At 36.2% G+C, this 11,741-nt stretch carries 11 protein-coding genes and 1 tRNA gene; 1 reads left to right on the top strand and 11 read right to left on the bottom strand.

Annotation, left to right across the window (positions count from 1 at the left end; translation table 11 throughout):
* Positions 1 to 64: 64 nt before the first annotated feature.
* The 11 genes from J2786_RS09895 to J2786_RS09845 all read right to left on the bottom strand — a co-directional run bounded on the left by J2786_RS09895 (position 65) and on the right by J2786_RS09845 (position 10,543).
* Positions 65 to 140, bottom strand: a tRNA-His gene (locus tag J2786_RS09895).
* A gap of 35 nt (positions 141 to 175) precedes the next feature.
* A complete protein-coding gene (gene bshB1 / locus J2786_RS09890; RefSeq protein WP_047435554.1) occupies positions 176 to 895 on the bottom strand; it encodes a bacillithiol biosynthesis deacetylase BshB1 in 720 nt (239 codons plus the stop codon).
* An 82-nt stretch (positions 896 to 977) separates the two neighbouring features.
* On the bottom strand, positions 978 to 2,630 hold the full coding sequence (locus tag J2786_RS09885) for a tetratricopeptide repeat protein (RefSeq protein WP_047435556.1): 1,653 nt from the start codon (positions 2,628 to 2,630) through the stop codon (positions 978 to 980).
* A 91-nt stretch (positions 2,631 to 2,721) separates the two neighbouring features.
* Complete coding sequence (locus J2786_RS09880; RefSeq protein WP_047435557.1) at positions 2,722 to 3,594, bottom strand: PstS family phosphate ABC transporter substrate-binding protein; 873 nt, start codon at positions 3,592 to 3,594, stop codon at positions 2,722 to 2,724.
* Complete coding sequence (locus J2786_RS09875) at positions 3,584 to 3,781, bottom strand: DUF308 domain-containing protein (RefSeq protein ID WP_171006307.1); 198 nt, start codon at positions 3,779 to 3,781, stop codon at positions 3,584 to 3,586. Before J2786_RS09875 ends, J2786_RS09880 begins: the two co-directional genes overlap by 11 nt.
* Positions 3,782 to 3,856: 75 nt before the next feature.
* Positions 3,857 to 4,696: an energy transducer TonB gene (locus J2786_RS09870; RefSeq protein WP_047435559.1), complete on the bottom strand. Its 840-nt coding sequence runs from the start codon at positions 4,694 to 4,696 to the stop codon at positions 3,857 to 3,859.
* 29 nt (positions 4,697 to 4,725) lie between these two features.
* Entirely contained in the window at positions 4,726 to 5,295 is a 570-nt protein-coding gene (locus tag J2786_RS09865; RefSeq protein WP_047425067.1) for an ExbD/TolR family protein, read from the bottom strand.
* 11 nt (positions 5,296 to 5,306) lie between these two features.
* Positions 5,307 to 5,915 carry an ExbD/TolR family protein gene (locus J2786_RS09860; protein WP_047435560.1) on the bottom strand — a complete coding sequence of 203 codons (609 nt, stop codon included), beginning with the start codon at positions 5,913 to 5,915 and terminating at the stop codon, positions 5,307 to 5,309.
* Positions 5,916 to 5,976: 61 nt separating this feature from the next.
* Positions 5,977 to 6,840, bottom strand: coding sequence for a MotA/TolQ/ExbB proton channel family protein (locus J2786_RS09855; protein WP_047435562.1), 864 nt, complete (start codon positions 6,838 to 6,840; stop codon positions 5,977 to 5,979).
* 240 nt (positions 6,841 to 7,080) lie between these two features.
* Positions 7,081 to 9,894, bottom strand: coding sequence for a leucine--tRNA ligase (leuS, locus tag J2786_RS09850; protein ID WP_047435564.1), 2,814 nt, complete (start codon positions 9,892 to 9,894; stop codon positions 7,081 to 7,083).
* 172 nt (positions 9,895 to 10,066) lie between these two features.
* Positions 10,067 to 10,543, bottom strand: a complete 477-nt coding sequence (locus J2786_RS09845) for a lipocalin-like domain-containing protein (RefSeq protein WP_047435565.1) — start codon at positions 10,541 to 10,543, stop codon at positions 10,067 to 10,069.
* Between the two features lie 145 nt (positions 10,544 to 10,688).
* Here J2786_RS09845 and J2786_RS09840 point away from each other — a divergent pair, with 145 nt between their 5' ends.
* A complete protein-coding gene (locus J2786_RS09840; RefSeq protein ID WP_052187139.1) occupies positions 10,689 to 11,720 on the top strand; it encodes an acyltransferase family protein in 1,032 nt (343 codons plus the stop codon).
* Positions 11,721 to 11,741 lie beyond the last annotated feature (21 nt).

Below are 11,741 nucleotides of genomic sequence, written 5' to 3'. Positions count from 1 at the left end.
TACAGTTTGATTGTTTTTCGGACATAAAAAAAGCACATTTTCTTATTGAAAATGTGCTAATTTAGGGTGAATGATGGGTCTCGAACCCACGACCTTCGGAACCACAATCCGACGCTCTAACCAACTGAGCTACAATCACCGTTTTCTGAGTGCAAATATAGGACAATTTCCTCAACTACCAAACAATTCCATCAAAATTTTTCAAAGAAATTAATTTCTCAGATGTAAAGCCCTCAGCGTAAGTCACTCCCGATAATCGCCCTAAATCCTGAGCTCGGTAAGTTAAGCTTTCATAAAAGTCTTTGGTGGTAATTGGAGTTTCAGGTTCTTTAGATGTTGGATCATAAAACTGAGTTTTGTATGCCATACAGGCTTCCAGCTTTTTGTTAAGATGTTCTGAAATGTCAATGACAAATTCTGGTTTGATATCTTTCCACTGAATATAATGAAAAACATGTTTTGGTCTCCACACTTCCTGGGATTCTCCATCAAGTACTGTTTCAATTTTTCTCAGTCCTGACAAAAAGCATGCATCCGACACTAATTTCGCTCCTTTTGCATGGTCCGGATGTCTATCATCAATCGCATTAGCTAAGACGATTTCCGGGCGGTATTTGCGGATCATTTTTACGATCCTCATTTGATATTCTTCAGAATTGACCAAAAATCCGTCTTTCATTCCCAGATTCTCTCTTGCAGAAAGTCCCAGAATTTTGGCAGCATCTGCAGCTTCGGCTTTTCTGGTTTCATCGGTGCCTCTTGTTCCGAGCTCACCTCTGGTAAGATCTACGACCACACATTTTTTTCCCTCAGAGACCATTTTAGCAATAGTTCCGCCACATCCAAGTTCTATATCGTCGGGATGAGCTCCAAAAGCAAGTATATCAGTTTTCATAAATTCAAAGATAGGATTTAAAATAAAAACTTCCCAAACATAAGGAATGGGAAGTTTTAATAGCTATAATTTAAAATTTAAATTACTTGTTGATTTCTGCATTTAATTTTACAGCATCCTGATAAGTAGGATCTAACTGTAAAGACTTTGCAACATAATCTTTTGCTTTTGCAGCATCAGAATCTTTACTCATGTAAGCTACTGCAAAGTAAGCGTAAGCAAGAGTCTGCTTGTTAGCTTCCTGATCAGCAGGTTTTACTGTACTGATGAATTTCTCATAAGCCAATTTTGCTGCTTCATTGTTACCAGCTTGTTGGTAAGAATATCCCTGACTGTAATATGCCGGAGCCCAATCCGGAAGAAGAGCAGACATTTTTTGCCATGTAAGAATTGCTCCGTTCCAGTTTTTCGCATCCTGATAAGCTGTTGCCAACTTGAATAAAGCATCAGAATCCTGGCTATTGGCAGCAACCTGCTTTTTCAATGCTTCAATAGCAGGGTTAGTAGGTCCTTTATCTGCTTCAGCTTGAGAAGCACCTCCACCACCTGCGATGTTTGCTAATTCAAGATCCCATTTCATTGTTTCATCTTTCGCAGCTTTTGCAATAGCAACTTTCTGCTGAGATTCTGTCATTAAAGCTGTTTTTTTAGCAGCATCTTTTTCATCTTTTGCTAAACCTGCTGCAATAAGACCTTGTAAACCCTGGTCAGCAGGCTGCACTCTTGTTTTCTCAGCCTGAGAAACGAAAGTATCCATATTTTGCTTAGCATCTGCGTAGTTTTTATCGGCATATGCATTGTAAGCTCTTAATTTGAATTTAATAGGATCGTCGATTTTATCAAAAATCTTGTCTAATACCATTTTAGAGTTTGCATAATCTTCGTTTGTGAAGTATAGTTTTGCAATTTCCAATTGAGTATACGGATCTTCATCAGCATATTTTGTATAGTTGATAAGGTCTTGCGTAGCTTTTGCATTCTGCTGATATCTGATATCATAACCAGCCAACGCTTTGTATGCCGGAGCATAAGTAGGATCTACAGCAATTGCTTTATCAATACTTTCTTTTGCATTTTTCCACACTTGTGCCGCCATCCATAAAGTTGCCATTCTTGTGTAAACGGAAGCTTTATTTTTAGCAGTAGGTAATGCTTTATCATAAGCAGACATAGCCTCTCCCGGCATTCTCTTTAATCTGTAAGCATCTCCTAATGTATAATAGTAATGTGCAGGAACACCTTTTTTCTCAGCTTTCTCGATAGCTTTAGTCAAAAACTGGATAGCAAGATCCGGTGAACTGTTTTTTTCGAATAGAGTTAAAGCTTCTGCTGCTCTGAAAAGAACTTCAGCATCTTTTTCTCTTGAATCAGTAACTACTTTCTGAATTTCAGCAATGGCATTTTTATCACCTTTACCTAATTTCACAGCAGCTAAACCGATTTTGTTCAGATAGCTTTTACCATCAGCAGCTAAGCCTTTATTGAAATTTTCAATGGCCTTAGCATAATCCGGCTCTCCTTGTCTTAAGAAAGTATTTCCCAAATAGAAGTAGTTTTCAGCTGTAGGTTCTTTAGCGATCATTTCAGTGAAGTTTGTTTTTGCCTGTGCAAATTTATCACTGTCTATACTGTTGATACCATCCTGCAATGTCTGTGCAGAGGCAAAACCGGTAAAAAATACCACGGCTGCTCCAAAAGCAATCTTCTTTACATTCATATTCATTATATCTTTCATTTTATATTTTCTAATAATTGAGTTTTATTCTACACAATTTTCAGACCAAATCAAAATTTTTAATGGGGATAAATTGTGAATTTAATATTTTTTAACGCATCTGCACTTCTCTCTTATAAATATTATAAGGTTGAAGGCCTTCTTTCTGTACAATTTTCTGTCCTAAATGAGTACATGAAAATCTTATAAATCCATTGGCAATATTGAAATTCCCTTCGTTGATCAGGAAATAAAGTACTCTTGTAAACGGATATTCCATGGTACGAAGTCCGTCAAAATCCGCATTATACGATTTTCCATTTTCTACTACAGGAAGAACCTTCACCATCTCTCTCAATTTTTCTGAAGTTTTATCATAAGGACGGCTAAAAGTATTTAATCCAACAACACCTATTTTATCAGGATATTTTCCTAATTCCTCTATAATCTTCTGGTTTCCCGGGATAATGGAAAATTTCAGGTCTTTTGGTTGTTTTTTCAGTGTCTCAGCAACAAAATTAAGGTTACTGGAGTTGGTTCCGTCAAAAATAAATTCCTTTTTATCAGATATCAAACCGCTGTTGATTTCTTCCATTGAAATACTTTCTTTCGGAGAATCTTTAGGAACAACAAAAACCACTGCATCTGCAGCGAATTTAGCAGGAAGAAACTTTAAATCTGTTCTTTCCTCATATGTTTTTATTTCTTCAGGATTAAGATTTCTGGACATTACCACCACTTTAGCACTTCCTTTCAAAAGATCAAGAAGTCCCAGGTCTTCTTTCTTCGTTTCTACTTTGATATGTGTTTCAGGATAGTTGATCATATATCCTTCAGCTAATGCTTCTGTAACGCTTTGAAAAGATTCGTCAGTAAAAATTGTAAGATCACCTTTGTGATAGGAAGGAGTATTTTTCTCCTTTTTGCAACTTGCCAGCATCATGCTCAAAACAAAAATTACTGCAAGCTTAAAACTATTCTTCATTTCTCGATTTTTTAATTCTTGAGATCGCCCTGTAAATTCTAAAAATACCATAAATAATAAGCACCACTCCTAATGCATAAGCAACAGCAGGCTCTAAAATAGTAAAGAAGAATTTGTAGACAATCACTACAATTCCTAAAACGATATAAAACAATCCCGTAACCAGGGATAACCAATTGAACATCATGTAACAAAAATACCAAAAAAAATAAAAAGAGAAGCATATGCTTCTCTTTTTATTTATATTTTGAATAAATAAGTCTTATTCAAAGTTCATAGTAAATGGTACGCTATAGTAAGATCTAACGCTCTCCCCGTTTCTCTTCGCAGGAGTCCATTTTTTAAGTTTCTTAACTACACGCATTGCTTCGCTGTTGAAGTCGCCATTTGGAGATTTCTCTTCAATAGTAACATTCGAAACAGTTCCGTCTTTTTCTACAACGAACTTAAGCTTCGCTTTAAGTGTTCCTTCACCTCCTTCCATCAAAGATGTATCGAAGTTATCTCCCAAGAACTTTCTTAATGCTCCCATACCTCCAGGATATTCTGCAGACTGGTCAACATCTTTATAGATCTCGTTAGGGTTGTTCGCTTTTACTTCTACTGTACTAGCTTTAGTACCTGTAGATGGTGGTGGCGGTGGTGGCGTATAAGCCGGAGCTTTTACCCCCTCCTGATTCTGCAGACCAGTTGTAGTTTCCAACTGCTTAGAAATCGGTGGTGGTGGAGTTTCAATTTTCGGAGCTTTTACAGGCTCAGGAACTACGTTCTGAATCACCTCAATTTTTTCTTCCTCTTTTGGAGGAGGAGGTGGTGGTGGTTCTTCTTCTTTAGGCTGCTCAATAATCGGTTCTTCTTCGATAATATCTACTAGATCTGCCTTAACTTCTTGCTTAGGCGGGGCTGTAAGATTTTTAATCGTAAGATAGATGAACGGAGACAAAGCTGCCAAAAGGAATAAAGCGGTTCCGATAATAAAAGACTTTGTTAAAAGTCTCGGATACTGATGTCTAAGATCATAGGCACCATATTCCTTGTTTCTATTTTCAAATACGATCTCGTCTAATGTAAGATTCTGACCGTATACATTTTCATCTGCCATAGATTAGATATAACAATTTTATGGTTAAATTACTTTGTAGCAGCAGCTGGTGCAGCAGCACCTCCTACTTTTTTCTCGTAAACAGCTTTTTCCCAAGGCTTAATGTCAGTAACACCGTACTGCTCACTTTTGGTAATTGCCATTTCATCAAGAATATCAACAAAGTTCTTATATACAGCATCGTCAGTTGGCTTAATGATCACGGTAAATTTCGTTTGATCTGCAGCTCTAGATTTTGCCTGCTGAATTACTTTTCTAATTCCTTCTCTGTCAAGAGTAGTTTCCATAAGAGTTTGGTCATTCAAGGATGTAGCATCCTGCTGGTGCCAGAAAACTCTGTTATTTTTTCCTAATAAGATAGAAATTGAGTTAGAAAGTTTAATTTCTGTTGGAGGTGGTTTTTTTGTTTCATCTTTCGGTTTAGCCGGAAGACCCAAATCCATCACGTTCGGTTTACTGAACGTAGTTGTGAACATAAAGAAGGTAATCAATAGAAAACCCAAGTCCACCATCGGAGTCATATCGACTCTGGTACTTTGCTTCTTGGAACGGACCTTGCCGCCCTTGCCGCCTTTCTCTTGTACTTGTACTTCTGCCATTTCTATCGATATTATTCGTTAGGTTTACCTTCTTGTGATGTAATCAACCAAAATTTAAGAAAATCAATATCTCTTAAACCCTCAAATAGGCTTTTAACTTTAGGATACTCAGTTGTAACGTCACCTTTAATCGCTAACTTGTAGTCAGGGTTAACGCTCAAACTTTCTTTTACCCAATCAATTAATTGCTTATTTGTACTGTCCATAGGAATACCTGTAGGACTCTTATAATTTTTCTGCTCATCTGCAGGCAGATCCAAGTACCCTTTAAGTTGGTTCATTGGAACTCCAATTGCCTGAATTTTCTGGAAAGCAGCTTTTTGGTTATTGTCAAAAGTAATACCATACTTTTGTCCCATTTTATCCAAAAGAGCAAGTCTTTCTGATGCATTTTCTACTGGCTGAAAATAGAATTTTCCATCCGGAGTAGCGTTGATAGTCATTAAACTAGCATCAGGAAGCAATTTTTCCGAAATTGAAGATGGCGGTTTGATCTGCTCCACGTCAGGTTTTTTAAACTGAGTGGTCAAGATAAAGAACGTAAGGAGTAGGAACGCAACGTCACACATTGCAGTCATGTCCGTAATTACTCCATGTCTTTTTGGTTTGACTCTCGCCATTATTATAAAATATTTTTAATTAAACTTCTTTTAATTGCTAATGCAAATATCTTGCTAATTCTTAGTTGAATTCAGCGAAAGATTGTTGGATACTCATAGAGATCTCATCGATCTTGTAAGTTAATCCGTCAATTTTAGATGTAAAGAAGTTATAAAGGATAATAGCGATTGCTGAAGTACCAATACCTAAAGCCGTGTTGATCAAGGCTTCAGAGATACCTGTAGATAGAGCAGCAGCATCCGGAGTACCACCTCCTGAACCTAATGCGAAGAACGCCTTGATCATCCCGATTACCGTTCCAAGTAGTGCTACTAACGTTGCAACAGTACCTAAAGTAGAAAGGATCATCATGTTTTTCTCAAGCATTGGCATCTCAAGAGTAGTAGCTTCTTCGATAGCTTTGTTAAGAGCTACCATTTTCTGCTCCTTATTTAATGTAGTATCGTGAGAAAGTGCTTTGTAAGTAGTAAGACCTTCTTTTACTACGTTACCAACAGAACCTTGTTGTCTGTCACACTCTTCGATAGCTTCGTCAATTTTGTTTTGGTTTAGTAAGCTTCTTACTTGTACAACGAAGTTGTCTAAGTTTCCTTTTCCAGCTGCTTTACCAAGAACGAAATATCTTTCAAAAGAGAAAACGATTACAGTAATCATGAAAGTAATCAAGATTGGTACAATAACCCCTCCTTTGTAGATAATACCTAAAAACGATTCTGGGTGAATGTCTTTTCCTTCAACAGTTGAAAAAGCTACAGAACCACTTCCTAGTTTATCTGCATCTTTAAAGTTTCCTGGGCTACCAAGAACGAATAAATAAATACATACTCCTATAGCAAATAGAATAGGAATAATAACAGCTGGATTTAAACCTCCTGCCTTTCTAGCAACTACTTGCTCATCATTTTTTGAAACATTCATTTCCATATTTAACTAAATTATATTGTTTTAAAATTTTACAGGGTGTAAATTAAAGGCAAAATTAATTAAAATGCAAGAGTCTTAATTAAACATTTTGCTTTTTTTTGATAAAGAATTTTTAATACGATTTCGAAATAGTAATTATTTTAAATTATTTTATTTATTTTTTCCAAATTTAACATTTGAATTAAAAAATCATAAAAATAAGACACCCATTTTTTTTAATTTCCCAATGTTAATTTTTTTTTAAATTACGATATTCACAATACGGTGAGGGACTACAATGATTTTTTTAGGGGTTTTACCCTCCAAAATCTGTTGCATTTTCTCGTTCGAAATCACCAAATCTTCTACTTCCTTGGCAGATAATTGAGCGGAAAGTGAAATTTTGAACTTCATTTTACCATTTACACTTACCGGATACTCAATTTCATCTTCAACCAGATAATCCTCATTCAATGCCGGGAATTTTTCAAATTCTATTGATGTATCGTTTCCTAATAAACTCCACAGTTCTTCACAGATGTGAGGAGCATACGGAGAAATGATAACGGCAAGCGGTTCTAAAATATTGCGCTTGTTGCATTTTATTTTCTGAAGCTCGTTCACAGCGATCATAAATGAAGATACTGAGGTATTGAAAGAGAAATTCTCAATATCATATACTACCTTCTTTATTAAGGTATGTAAAACTTTGTATTCTGCTTTTGTAGGTTCTTCGTCTGAAACTTCAAATACTTCCCCATTGAAATAAAGGTTCCAGAATTTTTTAAGGAAACCATATACTCCACTTAGCCCTTGCGTATTCCAAGGCTTGGATTGTTCCAACGGTCCTAAGAACATTTCGTATAATCTTAATCCGTCTGCTCCATACTCTTCACAGATGTCATCAGGATTGACTACATTATATTTTGACTTGGACATTTTCTCTACTTCACGGTCTGTAATGTATTTTCCGTCTTCCAGAATAAATTCTGCCTCAGCATAATCCGGTCTCCATGCTTTGAAAGCTTCGGTATCCAAGTCATCAGAGGTTCCTTTTAATAAGGATACGTCTACGTGAATCTGCTGAGTCTGGTAGTCTTTAGCTAAATTTTTAGATACATACTGATTGGTTCCGTCAATTCTATACACAAATGCACTCATCCCTAAGATCATCCCCTGGTTGATCAATTTCTGGAACGGTTCATCATGATTAATATATCCTCTGTCTTTTAAGAACATATTCCAGAAACGGGAATACAATAAGTGTCCGGTTGCGTGTTCGCTTCCTCCTATATATAAGTCTACCTGTCCCCAATAATCTGCTAAGTCTTTTTTAACAAAAGTTTCTTCATCATTCGGATCCATATATCTAAGGAAATACCATGAGCTTCCTGCCCAACCTGGCATTGTAGATAATTCTAACGGGAAAATAGTTTTATCATCAATTAAATCTGTAGCCACTACTTTCTGGTTTACCTCATCCCAGGCAAATTCTTTTGCATTTCCCAGTGGCGGATCTCCATCTTCTGTAGGTAAGTATTTTTCAACTTCAGGAAGTTCCAACGGTAAAGCAGAAGCAGGCAACGTGTAGGGCATTCCATCCTTATAATATATAGGAACGGGTTCTCCCCAATAACGCTGTCTTGAGAAAATAGCATCACGCTGTCTGTAGTTGGTAGTTCCGTGACCGATGCCTTTTGCTTCGATCTCAGAAATCATTTTTGCTTTCGCTTCATTATAATGTAATCCGTTTAAGAAATCAGAGTTTACACAAACGGAATCTTTGGAATCAAAAGATTTTTCCTGAACGTCTTCTTCGGTTTCTACAACTTTCTTGATTTCAAGATTAAATTTCTTCGCAAATCTGTGGTCACGCTCATCATGTGCCGGAACCGCCATCACTGCTCCTGTTCCATATCCCATCAACACATAGTCTGAAATATAGATTGGCATTTTTTCATTGCTGAAAGGGTTGATCGCATAACTGCCGGTGAAAGCTCCGCTCACGTTTTTCACGTCAGACATTCTGTCTCTCTCCGTCTTTTTAGAAGTTTCTTCTATATAAGTATCTACTTCTACTTTTTGAGCATCCGTAGTAATGGTTTCCACTAAAGGATTTTCCGGAGCCAATACCATAAAGGTTGCTCCAAAGATGGTGTCAGGTCTTGTTGTAAATACCTCAACAGTCTCGTCATGTCCTTCTACTTTGAAACGAACCTGTGCTCCCTGAGATTTTCCAATCCAGTATTCCTGAGAATCTTTCAATGGCTGCGGCCAATCTAAAGTATTTAATCCCTGTAACAATCTTTCAGAGTACGCAGAAATTCTCATACTCCACTGCATCATTTTCTTTTGAAAAACAGGGAATCCTCCTCTTTCAGATTTACCGTCTTTCACTTCATCGTTGGCCAGTACAGTTCCTAATGCAGGACACCAGTTCACAGTAGTTTCAGCTCTGTAAGCCAGACGATAATTTAAAAGGATATCTTCTTTATCAATATCAGAAGCATTCTTCCACTCTTCTGCAGTGAAATTTAATTCGTCGTTCTGATTGGCATTTAATCCTTCTGTCCCTTTTTCTTCAAAATGCTGAATTAAAGAATCAATAGATTCCGCCTTATCTGTATATTTATTATACCATGAATGATACAACTGGATAAAAATCCATTGTGTCCATTTATAGTAAGAAGCATCAGAAGTTCTTACTTCTCTGCTCCAGTCGAATGAGAACCCGATTTTTTTCAGCTGCTCTTCGTATCTGTTGATGTTCTGTTCTGTAGTAATAGCCGGATGCTGTCCTGTCTGAATAGCATACTGTTCAGCAGGAAGTCCAAAGCTGTCATATCCTACCGGGTGAAGTACATTAAACCCCTGATGTCTTTTGTATCTCGCATAGATATCGGATGCAATATATCCCAGCGGGTGACCTACGTGAAGTCCTGCTCCTGATGGGTACGGGAACATATCGAGTACATAAAACTTAGGTTTGTCTGTGTTATTAGAGGTTTTATAGGTTTGATTTTCCTCCCAGTATTTCTGCCACTTTTTTTCTATCTGCTGATGATCGTAAAACACTTGATATATATGTTATATGTTAGACTGAATTATTTATCTTTTTGTCAAGATTCACAAAAATAATGATTTTAAAGTAAATAGAAATTGAATTTATAATGAATTGCAATTCTATCCTCAACAAAAAAATCCCATCCGGAGATGAGATCTGTTTTATATCCTGAAGTATATACTATTATTGAGTAACTCTTTTGAAGGTATATGTTCTTGTCTGGAATATAGTAGGATCCTGAGTCTCCTCTCTTACCGCAAGATTGAGCGTTGTAGCATCCAAAGTAATAACCTTTGCATTTTGCGGCTCCACTATTCCCTGGATTTTCATCTGAACGTCTTTCCCTTCCTTATTATAAGTATAATTGAATTTTATATCTGAAAGAATAGCACACTGACCCGGTGTAGCAGTATCTCCCCAGTTCGTCTTCCCTCCTTTAGAGTCAACACTAAACCACCATCTTGTCTTTTTTTGACAATCTGTATAAGTAATCGTGTTAGAAACCGGGTCTTCCCCAACTTCTACCGTGGTAACTACTTCTTTTAACGGTTGCCATGTCCCAACAAGAGGAGCTTCCAGAACAGTATCATTGTCATTACTACAGCCTGTAGCTGCAACAAACAAGGATAAACCTGCAAATAGTAATGCTAATTTCTTCATAGATCAATTTTTTCAAGCGCTAAAATTATAATTTTTTTGATTTATATTACTATTTTTTATGAAAAATTATTTCATCGGCGATTATTTATATATATTTTAAAATAGTGACACCCTATTTTCCCTTTATTTAAGAAATAATGAATACATGAGCATCATTCATTCTATTAAAAAAGTTATTTTTGCAGGAAACAAAATACAAATGCAGGATATTACGAAAAACAATTTTGATTTTATACGTGTTCTCCTTGCCTTTATTGTCTTTCTTGGACATCTTGGCACCCTCAGCGCTTCTCCTGATCTCAAGATCTTTGAGCACAGTCCCATTGAAATTGCCGTTTTCGGTTTCTTTGCAGTGAGTGGATTTCTTATTGCAAGGAGCTATGAAAGATCTTCAAGCCTGAAAAGTTATTTGAAAAAGAGAATCAAAAGAATTGTTCCCGCTTACTTATTGGTAATTTTTTTATGTGCCATTTTATTAAGCTTAGTCAGCACTTATTCCTTCACCGAATATTTCAGCAATACACAGGTTTACAAATACCTTTTCTGGAATTCATTATTTTTAAATTTTAAAGCACCATGGCTTCCCGGAGTTTTTGGGAATCAGGCAGTAAATGGAGCCCTATGGACACTTAAAATAGAAATGTGCTACTATTTTGCGGTACCTTTGTTGTTTTTGCTTTTCGGAAAGAATAATAAATACAGAAATATAAGTTTGATTATCTTATACTTTTTATCACTTATTTATCTCAATTATTTTGAATCCTTAAATAAAATTTCGTTAGCCAAACAACTTCCTGGAACATTATCCTATTTTATCCCGGGAATGTTGATCTATTTTAATTTTGACAAGTTTATCAAACATAAAAATATAATTTTCATCATTGCTATCGCCACAGTGTGGATTGATTTATTTTTAAAAATCCAGCTTTTTTCTCCAATGATGATCGGTGTTATCGTAATGTACATTGCTTATTCATTCAAATTCTTAAATAATTTTGGAAAATACGGGGATTTCACCTATGGAATCTACATTTTCCATTTCCCTATTATCAGGACTTTCCAGACTTTAGGATTATTTGAAGATTACAATCCATTTGTAATGGCTTTGGTATGTATGTTGGTGGTAATTGCAGTAGGTATAAGCTCCTGGCATCTTTATGAAAAAAGATTTTTATAATTTAGCAGTTTAAAAAACACA

The sequence above is a fragment of the Chryseobacterium vietnamense genome (assembly GCF_031454475.1).
Classification (GTDB): domain Bacteria; phylum Bacteroidota; class Bacteroidia; order Flavobacteriales; family Weeksellaceae; genus Chryseobacterium; species Chryseobacterium vietnamense.
Note: the sequence above shows the minus strand (reverse complement) of the source record. Positions and strands in the feature narration are given on the sequence as shown.

Coding starts and splice junctions, on each gene's coding strand:
- J2786_RS09840 (WP_052187139.1), top strand. CDS start 10,689: ATGAGCATCATTCATTCTATTAAAAAAGTTATTTTTGCAGGAAACAAA.
- J2786_RS09885 (WP_047435556.1), bottom strand. CDS start 2,630: ATGAAAGATATAATGAATATGAATGTAAAGAAGATTGCTTTTGGAGCA.
- J2786_RS09860 (WP_047435560.1), bottom strand. CDS start 5,915: ATGGCGAGAGTCAAACCAAAAAGACATGGAGTAATTACGGACATGACT.
- J2786_RS09875 (WP_171006307.1), bottom strand. CDS start 3,781: ATGATGTTCAATTGGTTATCCCTGGTTACGGGATTGTTTTATATCGTT.
- J2786_RS09855 (WP_047435562.1), bottom strand. CDS start 6,840: ATGGAAATGAATGTTTCAAAAAATGATGAGCAAGTAGTTGCTAGAAAG.
- J2786_RS09870 (WP_047435559.1), bottom strand. CDS start 4,696: ATGGCAGATGAAAATGTATACGGTCAGAATCTTACATTAGACGAGATC.
- J2786_RS09865 (WP_047425067.1), bottom strand. CDS start 5,295: ATGGCAGAAGTACAAGTACAAGAGAAAGGCGGCAAGGGCGGCAAGGTC.
- bshB1 (WP_047435554.1), bottom strand. CDS start 895: ATGAAAACTGATATACTTGCTTTTGGAGCTCATCCCGACGATATAGAA.
- J2786_RS09880 (WP_047435557.1), bottom strand. CDS start 3,594: ATGAAGAATAGTTTTAAGCTTGCAGTAATTTTTGTTTTGAGCATGATG.
- J2786_RS09845 (WP_047435565.1), bottom strand. CDS start 10,543: ATGAAGAAATTAGCATTACTATTTGCAGGTTTATCCTTGTTTGTTGCA.